The following is a 24,210-nucleotide window of genomic DNA, read 5'->3' as shown; positions in this document are numbered from 1 at the left end:
ACGAAGCAAGAAGGAGTCCATCCGTGACGGAAGGCACCACCTCCGCCGCCGAGGGTGGCGACACCCTGACCCGCCTGGAGCAGGAGGGTGAGATCGCGGCCGACTACCTCGAGGGCCTGCTCGACATCGCCGATCTCGACGGCGACATCGACATGGACGTCGAGGCGGACCGGGCCTCGGTCTCGATCGTCAGCGACTCGAGCAGCCGTGACCTGCAGAAGCTGGTCGGCCGTGACGGCGAGGTGCTGGAGGCCCTTCAGGAGCTCACCCGGCTGGCCGTGCACCGGGAGACCGGCGACCGTAGCCGCCTGATGCTCGACATCGCCGGCTTCCGGGCCCAGAAGCGCTCCGAGCTCGCCCAGATCGGCGCCAAGGCCGCGGACGAGGTCAAGTCCAGCGGTCAGCCGGTCAAGCTGGACCCGATGACGCCGTTCGAGCGCAAGGTCGTGCACGACGCGGTCGCCGCCGCCGGTCTGCGCAGCGAGTCCGAGGGCGAGGAGCCGCAGCGCTTCGTCGTCGTGCTCCCTGCCTGAACCCACCCGTAGTGTCGGCCCCGTCTGTTCTGCAGGCGGGGCCGAATTTTGTCAGCCTGATAGTCAGCCATCCCGTGCGCTCGCACGGCATACGTGCGGTACGGAAGGACGGTTCCCCGTGACGGAGGCAGCGGAGCTTCCCCAGGCGCCCGAGCAGGCGCGGACGGTTTTCGGTGACTACTTCCCGGAGGCCGTGCGCTACGCGGAGCTCCTCGCGGACGCGGGGGTCAAGCGCGGTCTGATCGGCCCCCGTGAGGTCCCCCGGCTGTGGGAGCGCCACATCCTGAACTGCGCGGTGCTCTCCGAGGTCGTCCCCGAGGGCGTCACGGTCTGCGACGTCGGCTCCGGCGCCGGCCTGCCCGGCATCCCGCTGGCGCTGGTACGCCCCGACCTGAAGATCACCCTCCTGGAGCCGCTGCTGCGCCGCACGAACTTCCTCCAAGAGGTCGTCGAGCTGCTCGGCCTGGACCACGTGACCGTCGTCCGTGGGCGCGCCGAGGAGATGATGGGCAAGATCCAGCCCGTGCACGTCGTCACGGCTCGCGCCGTGGCGCCGCTCGACCGGCTCGCCGGCTGGGGCGTGCCGCTGCTGCGTCCGTACGGAGAGATGCTGGCGCTCAAGGGCGACACCGCCGAGGAGGAGATCAACGGCGCTCGTGCCGCGCTCTCCAAGCTGGGTGTGGTGGCCACCTCCGTGCTCCAGGTCGGCGAGGGCATCGTCGACCCGCAGTCCACGGTGGTCCGGGTCGAGGTCGGCGAGAGCCCGGGCGGCGTGCGCTTCGCGGCCAAGCGAGCCAAGGCGGCAAGGACCAGCCGTGCCCGCCGCGGTAAGCGCTGAACCCCGTCTACTGATCCGTACAAGCTGCGATACGCGCAGATTTCGGAGTGTCGAGCGGTCCCGGCCCGGCGGCCCGTGCATCGTGTTTCACGTGAAACGTCGCTCACTGCTGCAGGGGATCATCAGCCGCGGTCGCGCGGCTGCCGCGCCCTGGGACCGCACACCGTCGGCGAAACCCCCCGTGAGGGTCAAAGGGTTGTCCACAGAGGTGGATTTCTCCACAGGACCACGGGCCTCGCTGGTTCACGACCCCGAAAGCATGGCAGGCTCTGCTCATCGCGAGCCTGAAGCCGAGGAGAGTGAATCCTTGCGGTCCGACGCCAACATCGCGGGACCGATGACCGATCCGGTCCCCGGTCCCCGAACCGAATCGGCGGGGGAGGATGTTTCACGTGAAACACCGCCCCCGATGGACGACACCCCCATCGGTCGTGCAGCACAGCTGGCCGTAGAAGCCCTGGGCCGTGCGGGTGAGGGACTTCCCCGCCCCGCGCAGACCCGTGTGATGGTCGTCGCCAACCAGAAGGGCGGCGTCGGCAAGACGACCACGACGGTCAACCTCGCCGCCTCCCTGGCACTGCACGGCGCCCGCGTCCTGGTCATCGACCTCGACCCCCAGGGCAATGCCTCCACCGCGCTGGGCATCGACCACCACGCCGAGGTCCCCTCGATCTACGACGTCCTCGTGGAGAGCAGGCCGCTCTCCGAGGTCGTCCAGCCGGTCCGGGACGTCGAGGGGCTCTTCTGTGCCCCGGCGACCATCGACCTCGCCGGCGCCGAGATCGAGCTGGTGTCGCTGGTGGCGCGAGAGAGCCGGCTCCAGCGTGCGATCCAGGCGTACGAGCAGCCGCTCGACTACATCCTGATCGACTGCCCGCCCTCGCTGGGCCTGCTCACGGTCAACGCCATGGTGGCGGGGGCCGAGGTGCTGATCCCCATCCAGTGCGAGTACTACGCGCTGGAGGGCCTGGGCCAGCTCCTGCGGAACGTCGATCTGGTGCGGGGGCACCTCAACCCCGGCCTGCACGTCTCGACGATCCTGCTGACCATGTACGACGGCCGGACGAGGCTCGCCTCGCAGGTCGCCGACGAGGTGCGCACCCACTTCGGCAAGGAGGTGCTGCGGACGAGCATCCCGCGTTCCGTGCGCATCTCCGAGGCCCCGAGCTACGGCCAGACCGTGCTCACCTACGACCCGGGATCCAGCGGTGCCCTCTCCTACCTTGAGGCGGCCCGTGAGATCGCCCTGCGCGGTGTCGAGCTCCATTACGACGCCACGCACGCCCACACCGGCCAGTCGGCCATGGGCCACCAGAACAGCCAGCGAATGTCGGAGGGGATCCAGTGAGCGAGCGACGTAGGGGGCTGGGGCGTGGACTCGGTGCGCTGATCCCCGCTGCTCCCCAGGAGCGACAGGTGTCGGTGGTGACCGTGCCCGGGGGCCAGGGCGTGAGCTCCCCCGGTGCCGTTCCGGCGCTCGGTTCGGAGCGCGGGGTGGCCGCGGCGAAGCTGGCGAGCCTTCCGGCGAGCCCGCAGTCGCCCGATTCCGTGGTGCCGGTCCCCGCGCCCGAGGTGCTGCCGGAGTCCCCCGCCGGGGCGCACTTCGCGGAGCTGCCGCTCGACTCCATCACCCCGAACCCGCGTCAGCCGCGTGAGGTCTTCGACGAGGACGCGCTGGCCGAGCTCGTCACCTCCATCAAGGAGGTCGGCCTGCTCCAGCCCGTCGTGGTGCGGCAGGTGGGCGGTGAGCGCTACGAGCTCATCATGGGTGAGCGCCGCTGGCGGGCCTGCCGGGAGGCCGGTCTGGAGCGGATCCCCGCGATCGTGCGGGCCACCGATGACGAGAAGCTCCTGCTCGACGCCCTCCTGGAGAACCTGCACCGGGCGCAGCTGAACCCGCTGGAGGAGGCCGCGGCCTACGACCAGCTGCTCAAGGACTTCCACTGCACCCATGACCAGCTGGCCGACCGCATCGGGCGGTCCCGGCCGCAGGTCTCCAACACGCTGCGTCTGCTGCGGCTCTCCCCGCCGGTGCAGCGCCGGGTCGCCGCGGGTGTGATCTCGGCCGGCCACGCCCGAGCCCTGCTGTCGGTCGAGGACCCGGAGACGCAGGACAAGCTGGCGTACCGGATCGTGGCCGAGGGCCTCTCGGTGCGGGCGGTCGAGGAGATCGTCACGCTGATGGCCTCGGAGCCCTCCTCGCCGGTCAAGCCCAAGGGCCCGCGTGCGGGTGCTCGGGTCTCTCCGGCGCTGAGCGAACTGGCCACGCGCCTCTCGGACCGCTTCGAGACCCGGGTGAAGGTCGACCTGGGGCAGAAGAAGGGCAAGATCGTCGTCGAGTTCGCTTCGATGGACGATCTGGACCGGATCCTCTCGACGCTGGCCCCGGGCGAGGGCCGCGTGATGGACCACGGAAACGGCGAGCGGGACGACCAGGACGGGCCGTCCTCGGAGGGCTGACCTTCACTTCTCTCCCACTGGGCGGGGTGTGTACCGGCATTCACCGGAACACGCCCCGCCCTTTGCCTGACCGCGGTATCGCCCTGATCGCCCCCTCGTTACGATTCTGAGAGGCGTATTCGTACGGCAATGGCCGAGGGAAACGAGGAGCAGCCGTGGGGCGTCGGCTCGTACCGCTCACGCTGGACAACCTTCCGGACCTTCCCAAGCGGTGCCGCTCCTGTGTCTTCTGGGAGCTCGATCCGGTGAGCGGCGAGGCCGCCGTGAAGGCCGGCCGGCCCGAGCTGGAGAAGGAGGCGTGGATCTCCGCCGTGCTCCTGGAATGGGGCTCCTGCGGCCGGGTGGCCTATGTCGACGAGGTGCCGGTCGGCTTCGTGCTCTACGCGCCTCCCGCCTATGTGCCCCGCTCCACCGCCTTCCCCACGAGCCCGCTCTCGGCCGACGCCGCCCAGCTGATGACGGCGTGGATCATGCCGGGGTACCAGGGGCAGGGGCTCGGACGGATGATGGTGCAGACGGTGGCGAAGGATCTGCTCCGCCGGGGCTTCAAAGCGATCGAGGCCTTCGGGGACGCGCGCTGGAAGGAGCCGGCCTGCGTGCTCCCGGCCGAGCACCTTCTGGCGGTGGGCTTCAAGACCGTTCGGCCGCACCACGCCTTTCCGCGGCTGCGGCTGGAGCTGAGGACGACGCTCTCCTGGAAGGAGGACGTCGAGCTGGCCCTGGACCGGCTGCTGGGCGCCGTACAGAAGGAGCCCGCTCTGCGGCCCCTGTGAGTCGGCCCCGGAGTCTCCGCGTCTCTGCGTGAACGACGACGGCCCGCCCCCTTCCGAGGGGGCGGGCCGTCGCTGTTTCACGTGAAACAGCGAGAGTCTTACTTGGCCTCGACGAAGCCGTCCAGGTTGCGCAGGATGGCGGCCTTCGGCTTGGCACCGACGATCGTCTTCACGACCTCGCCGCCCTGGTAGACGTTCAGGGTCGGGATGGACATGACGCCGTACTTGGCGGCCGTGGCCGGGTTCTCGTCGATGTTGAGCTTCACGACCTCGATCTCGTCGTGCTCGGCGGCGATGGCCTCCAGCGACGGAGCGATCTGGCGGCACGGCCCGCACCACGCGGCCCAGAAGTCCACCAGGACGGGCTTCTCGCTCTTGAGGACGACCTCGTCGAAGTCAGCGTCAGTCACGTTCTTCAGGGCGCCGGCCACGGCGACCTCCTTATTTGGCGGGGTGTGGGGTGGTGAAGCGGAGAGATCAGACCGCGGGGGTCTCGGCGAGCTTCTCGGCGTCGGCGAGGGCGGCCAGGAAGCGCTCCGCGTCGAGCGCGGCCGAGCAGCCGGTGCCGGCGGCGGTGATCGCCTGGCGGTAGGTGTGGTCGACGACGTCGCCCGCACCGAAGACGCCCGTGAGGTTGGTGCGGGTGGACGGGGCGTCCACCTTCAGGTAGCCCTCCTCGTCCAGCTCCAGCTGGCCCTTGAAGAGCTCGGTGCGCGGGTCGTGGCCCACGGCGATGAAGAGGCCCGTGACCGGCAGCTCGCTGGTCTCGCCGGTCTTGGTGTTGCGCAGGGTCAGACCGCGGAGCTTCTGGTCGCCGTGGATCTCGGCGACCTCGTTGTCCCACGCGAACTTGATCTTCGGGTCGGCGAAGGCGCGCTCCTGCATCGCCTTGGAGGCGCGCAGGGTGTCACGGCGGTGGACGATGGTGACGGACTTGGCGAAGCGCGAGAGGAAGGTAGCCTCCTCGATCGCGGTGTCGCCGCCGCCGACGACGGCGATGTCCTGGTCCTTGAAGAAGAAGCCGTCGCAGGTGGCGCACCAGGAGACACCGCGGCCGGAGAGCGCGTCCTCGTTCGGCAGGCCGAGCTTGCGGTGCTGCGAGCCGGTGGTGACGATGACGGCCTTGGCGCGGTGCACGGTGCCGGCGGTGTCGGTCACGGTCTTGATCTCGCCGGTGAGGTCCACCGCGACGATGTCGTCCGGAACGAGCTCGGCGCCGAAGCGCTCCGCCTGCGCACGCATGTTGTCCATCAGGTCCGGGCCCATGATGCCGTCACGGAAGCCCGGGAAGTTCTCCACGTCGGTCGTGTTCATGAGGGCGCCACCGGCGGTGACGGCACCTTCGAACACGAGCGGGTTCAGCGACGCGCGGGCCGTGTAGAGCGCAGCGGTGTAACCCGCGGGCCCGGAGCCGATGATGATCACGTTACGGACGTCGCTCACGGGTTTCTTCCTCGTCTCTGCAGACTGCCACTGCCTACGGGGGCGGTCGGATCGGTCACTCTCACCCCACCTAACCGATCCTACGGGGGAAGCATTCCCGAGACCGCCGCCTGGCAGGGCGCCGAGGCGGTCAACGCGGAACGGATTCCTTCAGCAGGACATCGGCCCGGCTGTTCCCGCTTCCGGCGGCGCAGGAAGCGTCGAGGACGTAGACCTGCACCCGCTTGCCGTCGGCGGTGTCGGGCAGCACCAGGAGGTAGGCGTCCGTTCCCTCGAAGGTGCCCTGTCGGTAGGCGAGGACCGGGTCCTCGCGCTGGGTGCCGGCCTTCACGCATTCCGGCAGGGGAGTCTCCAGGGACCGCTGGCGCCCGTCGCCGCCGTTCTGGGCGGAGAGCGAGTCCGGGCCGGTGTCCCGGGGCGCCTTGAAGGTGCTGTTCTGCTGAAGGAGGGCCTGGGCGGCGGCCTCGACCGGCATTCCGTCGAAGCGGGCGACGCCGGCGGCCTGGGCCGCGACGCCGGAGGCCGTCTTGTCACCCGTGTCGTGACCGAAGGGGAGGGCGCCGGACTGGATGAAGAACAGGCTCAGTCCCAGAGCGGCGGCGCCCACTCCCGCGCCCAGGACGGCGAACCTGCGGCGGCGCCCGCGGGGGCGTCCGGGGCCGGTGGCGGCGGCGGGGCGTCCTGCGGGCCGGTCGGCGGCTGGGGCGCTCTCGACCGGATGGCTGCGCGGTGTTTCACGTGAAACATGTGCGGTGGTGTCCGGGGCGGTGGCGTTCAGGAGGGCTTCGGCGGCCAATGCGGCGTCGATCCGCCCGGCGATCTCGGCCGGCATCCGCGGCGGGCCCGGCAGGGTTCCCAGCAGGCTCCGGATCTCCTCCAGGGAGGTCCGCACATCGGTACACAGGGGACAGCCGTCGAGATGGAGCCGTACGGCCGCGCTGCGGGAAGGGGAGAGGAGCCCCTCGGCGAGGTCGGAGATCTCCGAGACGTCGGGGTGCTGAGTCGTGTCGGCCGTGGAAGTCACGCGCGCCCACCTCCGCCCTTCACAGCAGCTGGATTGCTCGGTCCGGTGTCTCTCGGTCCCGACACCGGTGGGACGGATGCCCCCGGCGTCCGGTTCCTTCCCCGGTCAGGGGGCTCGTTACCCACTGTGTCCCCGCGCAGATGAGTGAGCATCGGCAGCAGTCTGGCCCGCCCTCGCGCGCAGCGGCTTTTCACGGTGCCGGTGGGGACATCGAGGATACGAGCGGCCTCGGCGACCGGATAGCCCTGCATGTCCACCAGGACAAGCGCGGCACGCTGCTCCGGGGGGAGGGTGGCGAGGGCGGCGAGGAGCTGGCGGTGCAGATCCTGTCGCTCCGCGGGCGCCTCGGCGGACTCGTGCGGTTCCAGGATCTGCTCGAAGCGGTCGGTGTCGTCCACCGGCGAGGTCCGGCGGGAGGCCGCCTTGCGCGCCCGGTCGAGACAGGCGTTCACTGTGATGCGGTGCAGCCAGGTCGTGACGGCCGACTGCCCCCGGAAGGTATGCGCGGCCCGGAAGGCCGATACGAGGGCGTCCTGGACGGCATCAGCGGCTTCCTCGCGGTCCCTCAGCGTGCGCAGGGCCACCGCCCACAGCCGGTCGCGGTGGCGCCGTACGATCTCGCCGAAGGCGTGCGGATCGCCGGCCACATGGGCGGCCAGGAGATCGCCGTCGGAGCGAGCGTCCCTCGTGGATCCGTTGTTCACGCCAAGTCTCCCACCATGGCAGGGGCGGCACCGTGGGTATTCTGTGCAATTTGCCGGTGATCGACAAGGTGGCCCTTGTGGAGGTCCCATGAGGACCGGGGTGCCACCCGGTGCGGGCGGCACCCCGGTCCGGGGCCGTTACGGGGCCGAGCCGAGGAACGAGACGTTCGTGACGGCCTGCTTGTATCCGGCGTCGCTGTACTGGTCCCCCGCCGACTGCGGCAGCGCGGTGAACCAGAGCAGGACGTAGCGGGTCTTGACCGGTGTCTTCGCGTCCAGCTTCAGCGAGGATCCGGACGTCGTGGCCGTCGCGATCTCCTTCATGGACGAGGGAGAACCGGCCGGGCTCAGCGAGTCGGCCGCGTACAGCGCCCCGGTCGTGTGGTTGCCTCCGTAGCGCAGGTCTATCGAGGCGGACGTGACGTTCTGCTCCGAGCCGAGGTCGTAGACGATGCCCACACCTTGCTTGAACGGAGCCAGCGTGGGCCCGTCGAAGAAGCTCTTGGTGCGCCAGTAGGTGGACGGGTCGCCGTCGTAGGTCTTGTCCACGCCCGCCGCGTTCTGCGGGGACCCGTCCGGCGCGTACTCCTTGGCGCCGCGCACGACGATCGGCTTCGGATCGGCCGGCTTCTCGTCACCCGTGTCGGGGGACGTCGCGGGCGGTATCGGCTGCTTCTGGCCGTTCAGCAGCCGGTCCGCGATCTGCCAGCTGCCCAGACCCAGGGCGGCGATCAGGAGGGCCGAGACGGCCCACTTGAGCGCCTTGCCGGTGCGGCTCTGGAGCGGCGGCGGCGGAATGACGACCGGCTGGGTGACCTGCGGGCGGACCTGGGGGCGCCCGTACGTGCCCTGCTGGTAGGTGGTGCGCTGGTACTCCGGCGGGGCCGGCAGCGGGAACGCCGGCTCCGGCGGGCGGATGCGGGGCATCGCCGCCACGGCCTTGGCGAGCTCGTCCGGGGTGGTGCAGGGCGGTTCCTGGCGCGAGGCCGTGGCCCCGTCGTTGGCCAGGGCGCGCATGGCGATCTCGGAGAGACCCCGGTGGACGCCCGCGCGGACCTGGTCCGGCGGGAGCAGCCCGACGCCCTTGGGCAGCCCCGAGAGGCCGTAGGCGTCGTTCTCGTACGGCCAGCGCTGGGTGAGCGCCGCGTAGAGCAGGGCGCCGATCGCCTCGGTGTCGGTGCGCTGCGGGCGCTCGGCGCTGATGCCGCGCAGGGCGGCGTTCACGGCGAGGCCGCGGATCCGGTACTGGCCGGTGGAGCTGCGCAGCACGGCGCTCGGCGTCAGCCGCAGGTGCGAGAGGCCCTCGCGGTGTGCCGCGGTCATGGCCTGGGAGACCTGGCTGACCAGCTGGTAGGCGTCGTGCGGTTCCATCGGGCCGGCCGCGAGGAGCGCGGTCAGCTCGGTGGAGTCGGGCAGCCACTCGTGCACGACGTAGACCAGGTCGTTCTCCTCGACGGCGTCGAGGACCTGGACGAACCGGGGATCGCCGAGCAGCGCCGCGGACCGGGCCGCGGCGAGCACGGAGCGTGCTCTGGGGTGGTCGGCCGGGAGGATGTGCACGCCGACGGCGCGGCGGAGCTTCTCGTCCACCGCACGCCAACTGCTGAATCCGTCCAGTCGGGTGACGCACTCCTCCAGCCGGTAGCGTCTCGCCAGCTTGTGGCCGCTGTGGAGCTCCGGTGCCGTGATGGAGGGCTGTTCGCCGCTCTTCGCTTCGCCCGCCTTGTTCTCCGTGGACTCGGCGGTCGTGACCGCCTTCTTCTGCGCTTCCGCCACCCCGTCGGTCGCGGCCTTGTCCGCCTTGGCGGTCAGCGGGTCGTCACCGCTGTTGTCGGCCACGTCGACGGCAGCCGTGCTACGTTCCGCCACCGTCGTTCCTGCCTCCCCATCCGTTGCGCCACATCCAACAGCCATGCCAATTGTGCCCACAGTCCGGCGCTATGCACGACACGCGTCGGCAGGCGATGGTTGTGCGAAGCCTGTTCGTCAGCGTCCCAGACGCCCGCGGACCATGCCGACCATGGAGTTGAGCTCCGCGATCCGCATCCGCTTGGCGGCGACGAAGAAGACGCCGAGCAGCACCGCTCCGCCCACCAGCAGGGCCACCAGCGAGCCGAGGGCCCCTTCGCCGAGCACCTTCAGCAGGGCGAAGCCGACGGCCCCGGAGATGATCGCGGCCGGCAGCGACGCGAGGCACAGCCGGGCGTAGGTGCGCAGCACATGGGCGCCGTCGAGGTCGCCGCCGAGCCGGTTGCGCAGGCGGCGCCAGGCGACGCCGACGCCGACCATGTAGGCGAGACCGTAGGAGGCGGCCATGCCGACCACGGCCCACTGGGCCGGGAGGACGACGTAACAGACGGCGGAGGCGGCAGCGTTGACGGCGGCGACGATGACGGTGTTGTAGAAGGGCGTCCGGGTGTCCTCGTAGGCGTAGAAGCCGCGGAGCACGACGTACTGGACGGAGTAGGGGATCAGGCCGAGGCCGAAGGCCATCAGGATGAAGCCCATGCCCTGGGCCGCCTGGACGCCGCTGGAGGCGTAGAGCAGGGTGCACATCGGGACGCCGAGGGCCAGGAAGGCGAAGGAGACCGGCACGATCGCCACGGCCGAGTTGCGCAGGCCCTGGGAGATGTCGTCGCGGACGGCGCCGGGATCGTTGTCCGAGGCGGCGCGCGAGATGCGCGGCAGCAGCGCGGCCATGACCGAGACGGTGATGATGGCCTGCGGCATGCCCCAGATCAGCTGGGCGTTGGAGTAGGCCAGGAAGCCCGCGCCGTTCTTGCCGGACTCCTCGCCGGCCGCCGTGGCGAGCTGGGTGACAACCAGGACGCCGGCCTGGTTGGCCAGCACGAAGAGCACGGTCCACTTCGCCAGCTTGACCGTCTTGCCGAGGCCGTGGCCCTTCCAGTCGAAGCGGGGGCGGAAGCGGAAGCCGGTCTCACGCAGGTACGGGATCATCGCCAGGGCCTGCACGACCAGGCCCAGCAGGGTGCCGATGCCGAGCAGTCGGACGCCCTCGTCGGGGATGGTCGAGACGCCCATGTGGGATTCGGCGGAGGTGCCGTAGACCCAGATGAACAGGCCGAACGTGGCGATCATGACGATGTTGTTGAGGACCGGGGTCCACATCATCGCGCCGAACTTGCCGCGCGCGTTCAGGATCTGACCCATCACCACGTGCACGCCCATGAAGAAGATCGTGGGCAGGCAGTAGCGGGCGAAGGTGACGGCGACGCTGTTGGCCGCCGCGTCGTCGGCGATGGTGTTCGACATCAGCCGGATCAGCACCGGGGCGGCGAAGACGGCGATGGCGACGATCGCGCCGAGCGCGACCATCACGAGGGTCAGCAGGCGGTTGGCGTAGGCCTCGCCACCGTCCTCGTCGTTCTTCATGGAGCGGACCAGCTGCGGCACGAAGACCGAGTTGAGACCGCCGCCGACGGTGAGGATGTAGATCATCGTCGGCAGGGTGTACGCGACGGTGAAGGTGTCACCGAGGAGCGCGGCGCCGAGGGCGCCGGTGATCACCAGGCTGCGGACGAAGCCGGTGAGGCGGGAGACGAGGGTGCCCGCGGCCATCACGGCGCTCGACTTGAGCAGACCGGAGGCGCGGCCGGACTTCTTCGGGGCGGGCGCCGGCATGGGATCGGGCTCCGTCGCGGGCGGAGGTACCTGTCCGGGCGTCTGCTGGTCCCGGTAGAGGTGGGCGAAGGCGTCCGGTTCCGGCGCCTCCTCCCCCGCCCGGGTCACCAGGTCGTCGACCCCGGTGAACTGGACCGTCCGGGCGTCGTCGCCGTACGGCAGGTGGCGCGAGGGCCCGTCGGGCTCGGGTGCCGGGGTCTGTGCCCAGACCCGCGGGTCCGGGGCGTGCGCGGGCGTGGCCGGCTGCTGGTAGAGCGGCTGCGGCTCCGCATAGGTGCCCGGCGGGGGCGGCGGGTGCGCGGCGCGGTCGTAGAGCGCCTCGGTCACCGGGTCCTGCGCGGAGAGGTCCCGGCCCTGGTACGGGTCCTGGGCGTAGGCGTCCTGGACGTACGGATCCTGGGCGTACGGGTTGTGCTGGTCCGGTGCGTACGCGTTCTGCTGGTTCGGTGCGTACGGGCCGGGCGCGGGATGCTGCGGCGGCGGCACCGGCATGGGGCCGGGTGCCGGTGCCGCGGGCGTCCCACCGGCGGGCGCGGTGCCGCCCGCGGCCTGACCGCGGTCACCGTCGTACGGCGCGTTCATCGTTACCCCACCTCATCGTCCCCGGCCGACCGGCCACGACATCGCTCAACGGTCCACTTTCTCACCCGGGCCCGACGGGTCGCCGCTTTCGGGACCGGTGTCCGGTGTCGGGTCACTCGGCTGCCCGGGATCGGCGTCCCCGGAGCCCTCGGCGCCGCCCTCGGCACCCGCGTCGGCTTCCGCTTCCGCCTCGGTCCCAGCCTCCGTCTCCGCTTCGGCCTCCGTTTCCGCCTCGGCGTTGCGGGCGGCGGCCCGCTTGCGCTGGGAGTACATCCGGACGCCGGCCAGCACCAGCAGGAGCACACCGCCCGCGATGACGAGCATCACGGTGGGCGTGATCTCGGAGACCTTCACCGTGAAGTGCATCGGAGGGCCGTACGGCGTGCCGTCCTCGGTGTACAGCTGGGCCGTCATCGGGACCGGGCCGTTGGCGTTGGCCGAGGCGGTGAACTTCACCGACTGGCTGTGTCCGCCCTCGATCTTCACCGGCCGCTCGGCGGCGCCCTCGCCGTCGAGGTTCAGACGGGTCTTGTTGCCCGAGGACAGCCGCAGCACCAGGTGGTCCACGCCCTGGAGCAGCTTGTTCTGCACCGTCACGGGGATGGTGGCGCTGCGTCCGGAGAGCACCAGATCCGACTTCTTGATCAGATCCACCTCGCGGGTGAGGCTCGCCAGGTACTGCTGCACCTGCTGGCGGTAGAGCGCGGCCGAGGCGCCCTCACCCCGCCAGGAGGTGGACATCTCACGGCTGATCGCGTTGGTGAAGGGCGGCACCACCCGTTCGGGGGCCGTCAGGATGACCTTGAAGTCGTCCAGCCCGTCACGGGTCTGCTTCATCTCGAGGAACGCGTCGGCGTCGAGCTCCTGGGCGCGCAGCTTCTTCGGGTACGCGCCGCTGCCCGGCACCCGGGAGGCGGCCGGGTCGGACGCGACCGCCGTGGAGGCCGCCAGGAGATCCGTCGGCTGGGTCCAGCGCTTGGCCGCGCCCTGCAGCACCGTCGCCATGGCCTGGGCCTGGGCGATGCTCGGCATCCGCTGCGGGGCGACGACGATGGTCCGCTGGTCCTCGGGCCGCTCCAGGGTCACCGCGAGCGACTGGGCGAGGAAGTACTGGACGGCGAGGGTGGTGCTCTCGGCCCGGATCAGATCGCCCTCGAAGGCGGTCGAGAGCGCGGCGTCGCTGACGACGGCCGTGGTGCCGCCGCCGACCGGGCGGGCCGCGTCCGGCGTGTACGGGAGGTCGTCGCGGAAGCTGTCGCTGCGGGCGATCACGTTGTGCGCGCCGGCGGAGGTGGCGACGGACATGATCGAGGGGTCCACGGCGCCGTCCACGGGCCAGGAGAAGTCCGTGGACGGCTTCACATGGAGGATCGTCTCGACGGTGGTCGATGCCAGCGCGGTCGCCTGCTGGAGGTGGCTGAGCGAGCCGGGGACGTCCTTGCCGTGGTGGGCGAGGGAGGCGAGGTCGGGGTCGGCGAAGGGCAGAGCGACGATCTTCTTGCCCTGGACCGCCTTCTCCAGCGAGTCCAGCCACTTCTGCGCGATGGCCTGGTTCTTGCCCGGGACCTCGGTCTTGCCGTTCTTGACCAGGTAGGGGCCGGTCATGAGGTCGACGCTGGCCAGCAGGTCAGGGTCGACCACCCAGGTGACCGGGAGGTTCGCGCCGAGACTCACCATCTCGTGCAGCCGGCCGCCGGGAGCGAGGTCGGCGGCGAGGTCGTCGTTCTCGAAGACCGGGGTCTGCTGGATGTCCGGCCCGGTCTCCGCGGAGACATGCGTGGTGGAGATCAGTGGCCAGAGATAGCTGAGCTGCGTCTTCTTCTCGGCGTCCTCGGACTGGTACGGCAGGAAGGTCCGCTCGATGCCCAGGACCCGCCCGTAGGACTGGCCGCCGGTGCGGCCGGTCAGGGAGACCCCGAGCTGGTAGACGCCGGACTCGTCGAGGCCGAGCTTGGAGACGGGCACCGAGAGTGTGAAGTCCTGGCTCAGCCCGGCGCCCAGTTTGGGGATCGTGACCTTGTAGGAGCCGCCCAGCGGATAGGGGTCGCCGCCGTCCCGGTAGCCGCGGCGCTCGGAGACGTCCTCGATCTCGCTGCGGCTGGTCATCCGCGGGCCCACCCGCAGATCGACCGTGGCGTCGGTCACGGCCTGCTTGCCCTTGTTGGTGACCGAGCCGGTGACCGTGAGCGTGTCGCTCTCCACGGGGGCGCTCGGCGTCAGCGTGTCGACCGACACATCGACGGTTCCGGTGGCCCGCGCGGTCTCGGCGGCCTCCGCCTCCGGGGCGGTGAGCCCTGGGAGGAGTCCGGCCAGCAGTGGGGCCGCGACGGCGAGGGTGATCAGGCGCCGCAAGCGGCGGCGGGCAGGTGAGGGATCGATCCCCTGGATAGCTGCCGCCTCGGCCACGCGTCGCCCGTCCTCGTCGTTGTCTGTGGTGCCTGTGGTGTCAGTGGTTCCCGGTTGCTGTGTCCAGGCATGGTAACGAGGCACGCGGCTGGCAAGTGCCGGGGACTGCTCCAGCCGATCGGGCGAAGGGGCGCGTCACGGGTCTCCGACCGCTGTCCCCGCGCCTAAAACGGGGCCATCGGTACGAGCCGAGGCACGTACCCTTTTCTGTTGTGCCGAACGCCAATGAAGAGACCCCGAACGCACTGAGCCAGGTGCAACGCCGTGCGGTCAGTGAACTACTGCGTGTGTCCCCCGTCGCCGACGATCTGGCCCGTCGCTTCAAGGAAGCCGGGTTCAGCCTCGCGCTGGTCGGCGGCTCGGTCCGCGACGCGCTGCTCGGGCGTCTCGGCAACGACCTGGACTTCACCACCGACGCCCGCCCCGAGGACGTACTGAAGATCGTCCGCCCGTGGGCCGACGCCGTCTGGGAGGTCGGGATCGCCTTCGGGACGGTCGGCTGCCAGAAGGACGCCCGGGTCGGGGACGCGGTGCAGCGGTTCCAGGTGGAGATCACCACCTACCGGTCGGAGGCGTACGACCGCACCTCGCGCAAGCCCGAGGTCTCCTACGGTGACTCCATCGAGCAGGACCTGGTCCGACGTGACTTCACTGTCAACGCCATGGCCGTGGCCCTCCCCGAGAAGGAGTTCGTCGACCCGTACGGCGGTCTGGAGGACCTCGCCGCCCGGGTGCTGCGGACTCCCGGCACGCCTGAGGAGTCCTTCTCCGACGACCCGCTGCGCATGATGCGTGCCGCCAGGTTCTCGGCGCAGCTGGACTTCGAGGTGGCCCCCGAGGTCGTCACCGCCATGACGGAGATGGCCGAGAGGCTGGAGATCGTCTCCGCGGAGCGGGTGCGGGAGGAGCTCAACAAGCTGCTGCTCTCCGCCCACCCCCGCAAGGGCCTGGGCCTGCTCGTGGATACCGGTCTCGCCGCCTATGTGCTGCCCGAGCTCCCCGGGCTGCGGCTGGAGAGCGATGAGCACCACCGGCACAAGGACGTCTACGAGCACTCGCTGACCGTCCTCGACCAGGCGATCGACCTGGAGGAGGACGGGCCTGATCTGGTGCTGCGGCTCGCCGCGCTGCTCCACGACATCGGCAAGCCCCGGACCCGCCGCTTCGAGAAGGACGGGCGCGTCTCCTTCCACCACCACGAGGTGGTGGGGGCGAAGATGACGAAGAAGCGCATGACGGCGCTCAAGTACTCGAACGAGATGATCAAGGACGTCTCGCGGCTGGTCGAGCTGCACCTGCGCTTCCACGGCTACGGCACCGGCGAGTGGACCGACTCGGCCGTCCGCCGGTATGTCCGCGACGCGGGCCCGCTGCTCTCCCGGCTGCACAAGCTGACCCGCTCCGACTGCACCACGCGGAACAAGCGCAAGGCCTCCGTCCTCTCCCGCGCCTACGACGGGCTGGAGGAGCGCATCGCGCAGCTCCAGGAGCAGGAGGAGCTGGACTCGATCCGTCCCGACCTCGACGGCAACCAGATCCAGGAGCTGCTGGGCATTCGACCGGGGCCGGCCGTCGGCCAGGCCTATAAGTTCCTGCTGGAGCTGCGGCTGGAGAACGGGCCCATGGAGCACGACGAGGCCGTGGCCGCGCTCAAGGAGTGGTGGGCCGCTCAGAGCGCGTAGGCCCGGGAGGGCGAGCAGAAGGTGTGCCGCTGATCCACGTGCGCGTTGCCCACGCGATGTTTCACGTGAAACAGCGGAGGCACGGCACCGGCGAGGGGCGATGTTTCACGTGAAACATCGCCCCTTCGTCATGCCGCCCGCCGGGAGCGCCGGACGGACCGTGCCAGCGCCAGGGCGGTGCCGGCGTAGAGCAGGGCCACGAGGATCACCAGCAGGGTGGAGCGTCCGTCCGGAGGCAGCATGAGCGCCGCGACCCCGGCCGCCCCGACGAAGGCGATGTTGAAGAGCACGTCGTACAGGGAGAAGACCCGTCCGCGATAGGCGTCGTCCACGGAGGTCTGGACGACCGTGTCCGTGGCGATCTTCGCTCCCTGGGTGACCAGCCCGAGGAGGAAGGCGGCGACCAGGAAGGGCGTCCGGGCGAAGGTCAGCCCGAGCGCCGGGGTGAGCACGGCGGCGGCTCCCGCGCACAGGGTCATCCAGCCGAAGGGCCCCAGGCGTCCGACGGTCCAGGGGGAGAGGACGGCCGCCGCGAAGAAGCCGGCCCCGGAGGCGGCGACGGCGAGGCCGAGCACGGCCAGGCCCTCCGACTCGGTGGAGCTCCAGGCGTACCGGCAGAGCATGAGCACGGTCACGAAGAGGGCGCCGTAGCAGAAGCGCATCAGGGTGACCGCTGCGAGCGCCCTGGCGGCGGGACGCCGCTCGGAGAGATGGCGGAGCCCGCTCGCCAGTCCTCTGGCGGTGGACCGCAGCGCGCTCGTCAGCCGGGGCTGGACGCGGTCCGGGTCCGGTCCGAGCAGGGCGCGCGGCATCCGCAGCGAGACGAGCGCGGAGCAGAGGTAGAGGAGGGCGCCGAGGAGGACGACGGCCGCGTCCGAGCCGTCGGCCAGCAGGCGGACGCCGAAGGCCAGTCCGCCGCCCAGCGTCGCGGCGAGGGTGCCTGCGGTCGGGGAGATCGAATTGGCGATGACCAGCCGCTCGTCGTCGACGACCCGGGGGAGGGCGGCCGAAAGCCCGGCCAGCACGAAGCGGTTGACCGCCGTGACGGAGAGCGCGGAGGCGTAGAAGAGCCAGTCGGGCGGGGAGGCGAGGATGAGCAGCGCGGTCCCGCAGGCGAGCACCGCCCGCAGCAGGTTGCCGTAGAGGAAGACCTGGCGCCGCTGCCAGCGGTCGAGCAGGACGCCGGCGAAGGGCCCGACGAGGGAGTACGGGAGGAGCAGCACGGCCATGGCGGAGGCGATGGCCGCGGGGCTGGTCTCCTTCTCGGGGGAGAAGACGACGTAGGTGGCCAGGGCGACCTGGTAGACCCCGTCGGCGCACTGGGAGAGCAGCCGTACGGCGAGGAGGCGGCGGAAGTTCCGCAGGCGCAGCAGGACACGCAGATCTCGCACGACGGACATGGCAGCAAGACTCACATACGAAGAGGGCCCCCGGGCAGTGCCACGGGGACCCTCGTCAGCGAGCCGCTGGACCGTCAGGTCAGCGCTCGACCTCGCCCTTGATGAACTTCTCGACGTTGGCGAGCGCCTCGTCGTCGAAGTACTGGACCGGCGGGGACTTCATGAAGTACGAGGACGCGGAGAGGATCGGACCGCCGATGCCCCGGTCCTTCGCGATCTTCGCGGCGCGCAGGGCGTCGATGATGACACCGGCCGAGTTCGGGGAGTCCCACACCTCGAGCTTGTACTCGAGGTTCAGCGGAACGTCGCCGAAGGCGCGGCCCTCAAGGCGGACGTAGGCCCACTTGCGGTCGTCGAGCCAGGCCACGTAGTCCGAGGGACCGATGTGGACGTTCTTCTCGCCCAGCTCGCGGTCGGGGATCTGCGAGGTGACGGCCTGCGTCTTCGAGATCTTCTTGGACTCGAGGCGGTCGCGCTCGAGCATGTTCTTGAAGTCCATGTTGCCGCCGACGTTGAGCTGCATGGTGCGCTCAAGACGGACACCGCGGTCCTCGAACAGCTTGGCCATCACGCGGTGCGTGATGGTCGCGCCGACCTGGGACTTGATGTCGTCGCCGACGATCGGGACACCGGCCTCGGTGAACTTGTCCGCCCACTCCTTGGTGCCGGCGATGAAGACCGGGAGGGCGTTGACGAACGCGACCTTGGCGTCGATGGCGCACTGCGCGTAGAACTTCGCCGCCGCCTCGGAGCCCACGGGGAGGTAGCAGACGAGCACGTCGACCTGCTGGTCCTTGAGGACCTGGACGACGTCCACGGGGGCCTCGGGGGACTCCTCGATGGTCAGGCGGTAGTACTTGCCCAGGCCGTCGAGGGTGTGGCCACGCTGGACCGTGACGCCCTTGTTCGGGACGTCGCAGATCTTGATGGTGTTGTTCTCGCTGGCGCCGATGGCGTCGGAGAGGTCGAGGCCGACCTTCTTGGCATCCACGTCGAACGCGGCCACGAACTCCACGTCGCCGACGTGGTAGTCGCCGAACTGGACGTGCATGAGGCCGGGCACCTTGGCCGCCGGGTCGGCGTCCTTGTAGTACTCGACGCCCTGCACCAGCGAGGCGGCGCAGTTGCCCACGCCGACGATGGCTACGCGAACCGAACCCATTCCGGTTGCTCCCTGTGTGTCGTGGAAGCCCTGCTGGCGCAGGGATTCACTTTGCGGTGTCGTCGGACGGATCCGGCCGGGTACTGCCCCCGTGCCGGGGCAGGCCGCCCGTTTCTCCAGAATCGTTGTCGTGCCGAGCGGCGCCCTCGGGGGCGTCGGGACGGGATCGCTGATCCCGTCCCGACCGCTCGCTCTCGATGAGCTCGTTCAGCCAGCGCACTTCGCGCTCCACGGACTCCATTCCGTGGCGCTGGAGCTCAAGCGTGTAGTCGTCCAGGCGCTCGCGCGTCCGGGCCAGAGAGGCGCGCATCTTCTCCAGGCGCTCCTCCAGCCGACTGCGGCGGCCTTCCAGCACCCGCATCCGCACGTCGTGCTCGGTCTGGCCGAAGAACGCGAAGCGGGCGGCGAAGTGCTCGTCCTCCCAGGCGTCGGGGCCGGTGTGGGAGAGGAGCTCTTCGAAGTGCTCCTTACCTTCGGCCGTCAACCGGTAGACGATCTTGGCGCGGCGTCCTGCGAGTGAAGCGGCGAGCGCGTCCTCGGGGGCGCTGCCCGGCTCCTCGATCAACCAGCCGTTGGCGACCAGCGTCTTGAGGCAGGGGTAGAGGGTCCCGTAGCTGAAGGCCCGGAAGATGCCCAGGGAGGTGTTGAGCCGCTTGCGCAGCTCGTACCCGTGCATCGGGGCCTCGCGGAGCAGGCCGAGAACGGCGAATTCAAGGATTCCCGAGCGCCTGCTCATTCGTCGCCTCCTCCGCTCTCGCTACTCGTCTCTGGGGACCGCGAAACTCTTATGCCGAGTCGATGTGCCGCACTGATGTATCGACTCGATACATCCCGACGATAGAACGGCCTCCCTGGCTCGACAAGTGGGGCGCGGGTGACCGGCGTCACATCGTCAATTCAGAGCGTTCGACTTGTCCGAAATAGGGTGAAGTCAGGCCCAAGGCAGGTTTTGGCCGTGCGTAGTCTGTGCGCCATGCAGACCACCGGGAACCGAACGATGCCGCGGGGCGTCAGTGAAGCGGGTGACCGGCTGCGGCACGGTGGGGCTTTTTCCGAGGTCCCGCCGTGTGCATTTCGGGGGGACCGGAACTCAACTGCCGCTTCCAGGCGCACGCGCCTGCCCGAGGAGTAGTCGTTCGATGAGCGAGCACCGTCGCAAAATGCCGCAGCAGCAGCCGCCGAGTGGCGGTCGCGCTGCGGCCCGGCGCGCGGCCCAGCAGCCGATGGGCCGCAGGTCGGCCCAAGGCCGTGACGTCGGTTCGGGGTCCCCTGAGGACTCCTATGGACCGCCTTCCGCCTATGGGGAGGAGGCACGTCCCTACGGGGGCCGCGCCGAGGCCCGGCGGGCCGCCCAGCGGGGCGGGCGCCGGCGTGCCCCCGAGGCCGGCGGCCCCGGCGGGCCCCAGGGCCCCGGCGGCGGGCGCCGCGGCGGCGGTGGCGGCGGACAGGGCGGCGGTCCCGGCCGGGGCCGCGGCGGGCGTCCGCCCGGCAAGAAGCGGTTCATCGACTACCCACGCCACGACAAGTACGGCTGGCGGCGCTGGGTGCCCTCGTGGCGCCTCACCACGGGCCTGTTCCTGGCCTTCTGCGGCGGTCTGATGGGCGCGGCCACCCTCGCGTACTTCATGGTGGGCATCCCGGACGTGGACAAGTCCGCGGTCGCGCAGAACAACGTCTTCTACTGGTCCGACGGCACCGTGATGGCCGCGACCGGCGGCGAGGTCAACCGGCAGATCATCGGCATCGACCAGATCCCCAAGGCGATGCAGAACGCGGTGGTCTCGGCCGAGAACAAGACCTTCTGGACCGACTCGGGCATCGACCCGATGGGCATCGGCCGCGCCGTGTGGAACATGGCCAAGGGCGGCGAGACCCAGGGCGGCTCGACCATCACCCAGCAGTACGTGAAGAACAACCGGCTCAACGACCAGTCGCAGACCTTGACCCGCAAGGTGAAGGAACTCTTCATCTCCATGCGCGTCGGCAACGAGCTGGAGAAGCCCGACATCATGGCGGGCTACCTCAACACCTCGTACTACGGACGCGGCGCCTACGGCATCCAGGCCGCCGCCCGCACGTACTTCAACAAGAACGCCAAGGACCTCGACCCCAGTCAGTGCGCGTTCCTGGCCTCGCTGCTCAAGGGCGCGACCTACTACGACCCGGCCGGCTCCCCCGAGATCGACCCGCAGGCCAATGCCCAGGCCAACCGCGTGCGGGCCGAGAAGCGCTGGAAGTGGATCCTCAACGAGATGGTCAAGGACGGGCACCTGACCGCCACCGAGCGCGCGAAGTACAAGGAATTCCCCCAGGTGAAGGGCCGCACCCAGGGCGCGCAGCTGGGCGGCCAGGTCGGCTACCTGGTACGCACGGCCGAGGCGAACTTCCTCAACAACAACGACCAGGGCATCGACGCCCAGAAGTTCGCCACCGGCGGCTTCGAGGTCCACACCACCTTCGAGAAGAAGAAGGTCCAGGCGCTCGAAAAGGCCGTCAAGAAGGTCTACGACGAGCACATCAAGCCCGACAAGCGCCCGGACACGGACACCCACGTCCAGTTCGGCGGCGCCTCGGTGGACGCGAAGACCGGCGCGATCCTGGCGATCTACGGCGGCACCGACGCGACTAAGCACTTCACCAACAACGCCGACCAGACGGGCGCCCAGGTCGGCTCGACCTTCAAGCCCTTCGTGCTGGCCGCGGCGATGCGCGACGGCGTGCGGGACAAGAAGCTGGGCGAGGTCCAGGGGCCCTCCTCGCGCACGATCGTCGACCCGGACAAGAGCATCTACAACGGCCAGAACAAGCTGAAGATCAGGAACTACGACGGCACGATCTGGCACGACGAGAACGGCAACGAGTGGCTCCAGGTCAACGACGACGACCGGAGCTACAAGAACATGACCCTGCGCGAGGCGATGGAGCGCTCCGCGAACTCGCCGTACGTGCAGCTCGGCATGGACGTGGGCATCGACAAGGTGCGCCAGTCGGCCGTCGACGCGGGTCTCCTGGACTCCTCGCTGATCAAGGCGAACGTGCCCTCGTTCTCGCTCGGCATCTCCTCGCCGAGCGCGATCCGCATGGCCGGCGCCTACGCGACCTTCGCCAACAACGGTGAGCAGAACGACCCCTACTCGGTCACCAAGGTGACGCAGAAGGGCGAGGTCGTCTACGAGCGGAAGTCCGCGCCGAAGCGTGCCTTCACCTCGGCCGTCGCCAGCAACGTCACCGACGTGCTGAAGGACGTCGTCAAGAAGGGCACCGGCAAGAAGGCCGCGCTCGAAGGGCGCGACTCGGCCGGCAAGACCGGTACGACCGACGGCAACAACTCCGCCTGGTTCGTCGGCTACACCCCGCAGATCTCGACCGCCATCGACATGTACCGCTTCGCGGACGACGAGACGATCAAGAACCGCAAGTTCGAGTCCATGTTCGGCACCGGCGCCCAGCCGAAGATCCACGGTTCGTCGTTCCCGTCGCAGATCTGGCACGACTACATGACCGAGGTCCTCTCCGGCACCAAGGCCGTCGACTTCCCGGCGCCCGAGGACCTGGGGGCCGAGGCGGTCTTCGGCGGCGGCGCCGTCAGCCCGACGCCGACCCCGACCGAGACGGCGACCGAGTCCCCGTCGGCCACCGCGACGACGACGCAGTCGCCCACCACGAAGCCGACCAAGACGGCGGACCCGGGCAAGACCTGCTCCGTGTGGGACTGGCCGTGCGAGCCCGACGGCGGCACGTCCAACGGCAACGGCAACGGCGGCGGGTCCAGCGGCGGAGCCACCACGACACCGCCGCCGACCCCGACGGACACCGGGTCCACCGACCCCACGTCCAACGGCGGCGCCGCCGGCGGCAAGCCCAACGGCGGCACCACCTGGGGCGGCCTGGGCGGCTAGCCGCCCAGGGAAGCCCCCCGGCCCGGCGGCCGGCGCTCACGCCGAGGGCCGCCGCGCCCGGTCCGTACACCCCGTACGGAACCGGACGCGGCGGCCCTCACCGTTTTCCCAGGCCCGTACGGCAGGATGTCCCCCATGCCGAGCCTCCAGAAGACGAGTCCCCCGCGGGAACCGGCGGTGGTCTGCCCCACGCGCAGCGACGAGGTGGCCGCCGCGGGCAGCGAACTGATCGGCGGACCCATCGGTCGCAGGGCCCGGCTGGGCGGCGGACAGCTCACCCCGGTGGGCGTGGTGGCGCTGGTCGCCCTCGGGATGTTCGCGCTCGGCATGGTGCAGAAGCTGCCCTGCTACAACTGGGCCTGGTTCCGGGGCACCACCTCGCAGTACACCCACGCCTGCTACTCCGACATCCCGCACCTGTTCTCCGGGCGCGGCTTCTCGGACGGTCTGGTGCCGTACTTCGACCGGATCGGCGGCGACATACCGTTTCTGGAGTACCCGGTCCTGACCGGGCTGTTCATGCAGGTCGCCGCGTGGCTCACGCCTGGCGGCAGCCTGACGGAGCAGGAGCAGGGCTACTGGATGGTCAACGCGGGCCTGCTGATGGTCTGCACGGCCGTCCTCGCCGTCTGCGTGGCCCGGACACACCGCAGGCGCCCCTGGGACGCCCTGCTGGTCGCCCTGGCGCCCGCCCTGGCGCTGACCGCCACGATCAACTGGGACCTGCTGGCCGTCGCCCTGACGGCCGCCGCGCTGCTCCTGTGGTCGCGCGGCCGGCCGCTCGGCGCCGGTGTGCTGCTCGGGCTGGCGACGGCCGCCAAGTTCTACCCGATACTGCTGCTCCTCCCCCTGTTCCTGCTCTGCTGGCGGGCCGGGAAGTGGCGCGCGTTCGGGACGGCGCTGCTCGGCGCGGTGGGCGCGTGGCTGGCGGTGAACCTTCCGGTGATGCTGCTGGCGCCGGAGGGCTGGAAGCAGTTCTACGTCTTCAGCGCCGACCGGAACGTCGACTTCGGCTCCATCTGGCTGCTGTTCAGCCAGATCACCGGCCGCCAGGTCCAGCCGACGACCGCCAACGCCTGGGCGCTGCTGCTGATGCTGCTGGCCGCCGCCGGGCTCGCGATCCTGGCGCTGTCCGCGCCGCGCAGGCCCCGGCTGGCGCAGTTGGCCTTCCTGATCGTGGCCGCGTTCGTGCTCACCAACAAGGTCTACTCGCCGCAGTACGTGCTGTGGCTGATCCCGCTCGCCGCGCTCGCCCGGCCGCGCTGGCGCGACTTCCTGGTCTGGCAGGCGTGCGAGGTCATGTACTTCCTGGCCATCTGGTTCTACCTGGCCTACACGAGCAGCGGGAACAAGCAGGGCCTGCCGACCGACGGCTACCAGTTCGCGATCGTGCTGCACCTGCTCGGCACGCTGTACCTGTGCGTGATGGTCGTACGGGACATCCTGGCGCCGCACCGGGACCCGGTGCGGCGGGACGGCTCGGACGACCCCTCCGGCGGCGTCCTGGACGGCGCCGAGGACGTCTTCGTGATGGGCGGGGCGGCGCACCCGCCGCGGCACGCGGCGGCCCCGGCGGTGGAGGGCCCCCGGGTCGACTGGGGCACCGGGCCCGGGGACGCCGCCCGGGAGTGAGCACGGCGGGACGCGCGAGAGGCCCCCGGG

18 protein-coding genes are annotated in these 24,210 nt (G+C 70.3%); 8 read left to right on the top strand and 10 right to left on the bottom strand.

From position 1 onward, the window contains the following. The first annotated feature begins 23 nt into the window (after positions 1-23). The 5 genes from ACZ6J5_RS25300 (at position 24) to ACZ6J5_RS25280 (ending at position 4,604) form a co-directional block, all read left to right on the top strand. Positions 24-533, top strand: a complete 510-nt coding sequence (locus ACZ6J5_RS25300) for a Jag family protein (RefSeq protein WP_362468007.1) — start codon at positions 24-26, stop codon at positions 531-533. A gap of 118 nt (positions 534-651) precedes the next feature. Next, positions 652-1,371, top strand: a complete 720-nt coding sequence (rsmG, locus tag ACZ6J5_RS25295; RefSeq protein ID WP_469395119.1) for a 16S rRNA (guanine(527)-N(7))-methyltransferase RsmG — start codon at positions 652-654, stop codon at positions 1,369-1,371. A gap of 259 nt (positions 1,372-1,630) precedes the next feature. Further along, positions 1,631-2,719 carry a ParA family protein gene (locus tag ACZ6J5_RS25290; protein ID WP_469395117.1) on the top strand — a complete coding sequence of 363 codons (1,089 nt, stop codon included), beginning with the start codon at positions 1,631-1,633 and terminating at the stop codon, positions 2,717-2,719. Beyond that, entirely contained in the window at positions 2,716-3,831 is a 1,116-nt protein-coding gene (locus ACZ6J5_RS25285; RefSeq protein WP_469395115.1) for a ParB/RepB/Spo0J family partition protein, read from the top strand. The genes ACZ6J5_RS25290 and ACZ6J5_RS25285 overlap by 4 nt, the downstream gene beginning before the upstream one ends. A 155-nt stretch (positions 3,832-3,986) precedes the next feature. Next, positions 3,987-4,604, top strand: coding sequence for a GNAT family N-acetyltransferase (locus ACZ6J5_RS25280; protein ID WP_469395113.1), 618 nt, complete (start codon positions 3,987-3,989; stop codon positions 4,602-4,604). 98 nt (positions 4,605-4,702) lie between these two features. Here ACZ6J5_RS25280 and trxA read toward each other — a convergent pair whose 3' ends face one another. From trxA to ACZ6J5_RS25245, 7 genes are all read right to left on the bottom strand, one after another. Next, on the bottom strand, positions 4,703-5,035 hold the full coding sequence (trxA, locus tag ACZ6J5_RS25275; RefSeq protein WP_469395112.1) for a thioredoxin: 333 nt from the start codon (positions 5,033-5,035) through the stop codon (positions 4,703-4,705). A 46-nt stretch (positions 5,036-5,081) separates the two neighbouring features. Continuing rightward, entirely contained in the window at positions 5,082-6,047 is a 966-nt protein-coding gene (trxB, locus tag ACZ6J5_RS25270) for a thioredoxin-disulfide reductase (protein WP_469395110.1), read from the bottom strand. A gap of 130 nt (positions 6,048-6,177) precedes the next feature. Then, positions 6,178-7,071 (bottom strand): zf-HC2 domain-containing protein, encoded by an 894-nt coding sequence (locus tag ACZ6J5_RS25265; RefSeq protein ID WP_469395108.1) that lies wholly within the window; start codon positions 7,069-7,071, stop codon positions 6,178-6,180. Then, positions 7,068-7,775, bottom strand: coding sequence for an RNA polymerase sigma factor SigM (gene sigM, locus ACZ6J5_RS25260; RefSeq protein WP_469395106.1), 708 nt, complete (start codon positions 7,773-7,775; stop codon positions 7,068-7,070). Before sigM ends, ACZ6J5_RS25265 begins: the two co-directional genes overlap by 4 nt. Positions 7,776-7,913: 138 nt before the next feature. Next, a complete protein-coding gene (locus ACZ6J5_RS25255; RefSeq protein ID WP_469395104.1) occupies positions 7,914-9,644 on the bottom strand; it encodes a protein kinase family protein in 1,731 nt (576 codons plus the stop codon). Between the two features lie 117 nt (positions 9,645-9,761). After that, positions 9,762-11,999 carry a murein biosynthesis integral membrane protein MurJ gene (murJ, locus tag ACZ6J5_RS25250; RefSeq protein ID WP_469395102.1) on the bottom strand — a complete coding sequence of 746 codons (2,238 nt, stop codon included), beginning with the start codon at positions 11,997-11,999 and terminating at the stop codon, positions 9,762-9,764. A gap of 45 nt (positions 12,000-12,044) precedes the next feature. Continuing rightward, a complete protein-coding gene (locus ACZ6J5_RS25245; protein ID WP_469395100.1) occupies positions 12,045-14,405 on the bottom strand; it encodes a DUF6049 family protein in 2,361 nt (786 codons plus the stop codon). 212 nt (positions 14,406-14,617) lie between these two features. Between ACZ6J5_RS25245 and ACZ6J5_RS25240 the strand changes: the two genes are divergently transcribed. Next, on the top strand, positions 14,618-16,087 hold the full coding sequence (locus ACZ6J5_RS25240) for a CCA tRNA nucleotidyltransferase (protein ID WP_469395098.1): 1,470 nt from the start codon (positions 14,618-14,620) through the stop codon (positions 16,085-16,087). A gap of 128 nt (positions 16,088-16,215) precedes the next feature. On the opposite strand, the gene ACZ6J5_RS25235 is transcribed toward ACZ6J5_RS25240, so the two are convergent. From ACZ6J5_RS25235 to ACZ6J5_RS25225, 3 genes are all read right to left on the bottom strand, one after another. Continuing rightward, positions 16,216-17,487, bottom strand: coding sequence for an MFS transporter (locus ACZ6J5_RS25235; RefSeq protein WP_469395096.1), 1,272 nt, complete (start codon positions 17,485-17,487; stop codon positions 16,216-16,218). A gap of 79 nt (positions 17,488-17,566) precedes the next feature. Continuing rightward, complete coding sequence (locus tag ACZ6J5_RS25230; RefSeq protein WP_469395094.1) at positions 17,567-18,649, bottom strand: inositol-3-phosphate synthase; 1,083 nt, start codon at positions 18,647-18,649, stop codon at positions 17,567-17,569. Positions 18,650-18,695: 46 nt separating this feature from the next. Then, on the bottom strand, positions 18,696-19,385 hold the full coding sequence (locus ACZ6J5_RS25225; RefSeq protein WP_469395092.1) for a PadR family transcriptional regulator: 690 nt from the start codon (positions 19,383-19,385) through the stop codon (positions 18,696-18,698). A 403-nt stretch (positions 19,386-19,788) separates the two neighbouring features. Here ACZ6J5_RS25225 and ACZ6J5_RS25220 point away from each other — a divergent pair, with 403 nt between their 5' ends. Beyond that, on the top strand, positions 19,789-22,548 hold the full coding sequence (locus tag ACZ6J5_RS25220) for a transglycosylase domain-containing protein (RefSeq protein ID WP_469395090.1): 2,760 nt from the start codon (positions 19,789-19,791) through the stop codon (positions 22,546-22,548). Between the two features lie 135 nt (positions 22,549-22,683). Next, the gene (locus tag ACZ6J5_RS25215; protein WP_469395089.1) at positions 22,684-24,180 is read left to right on the top strand and encodes a glycosyltransferase family 87 protein; all 1,497 of its coding nucleotides are present in this window, start codon (positions 22,684-22,686) and stop codon (positions 24,178-24,180) included. The last annotated feature ends 30 nt before the right edge of the window (positions 24,181-24,210 follow it).

This window comes from Streptomyces sp. NPDC042100, assembly GCF_055582325.1.
Note: the sequence above shows the minus strand (reverse complement) of the source record. Positions and strands in the feature narration are given on the sequence as shown.

Excerpts from the sequence above, each read along its gene's own strand:
- ACZ6J5_RS25225 (WP_469395092.1), bottom strand. The coding sequence starts at position 19,385 with ATGAGCAGGCGCTCGGGAATCCTTGAATTCGCCGTTCTCGGCCTGCTC.
- ACZ6J5_RS25290 (WP_469395117.1), top strand. The coding sequence starts at position 1,631 with ATGGCAGGCTCTGCTCATCGCGAGCCTGAAGCCGAGGAGAGTGAATCC.
- murJ (WP_469395102.1), bottom strand. The coding sequence starts at position 11,999 with ATGAACGCGCCGTACGACGGTGACCGCGGTCAGGCCGCGGGCGGCACC.
- ACZ6J5_RS25230 (WP_469395094.1), bottom strand. The coding sequence starts at position 18,649 with ATGGGTTCGGTTCGCGTAGCCATCGTCGGCGTGGGCAACTGCGCCGCC.
- ACZ6J5_RS25215 (WP_469395089.1), top strand. The coding sequence starts at position 22,684 with ATGCCGAGCCTCCAGAAGACGAGTCCCCCGCGGGAACCGGCGGTGGTC.
- ACZ6J5_RS25235 (WP_469395096.1), bottom strand. The coding sequence starts at position 17,487 with ATGTCCGTCGTGCGAGATCTGCGTGTCCTGCTGCGCCTGCGGAACTTC.
- ACZ6J5_RS25220 (WP_469395090.1), top strand. The coding sequence starts at position 19,789 with ATGAGCGAGCACCGTCGCAAAATGCCGCAGCAGCAGCCGCCGAGTGGC.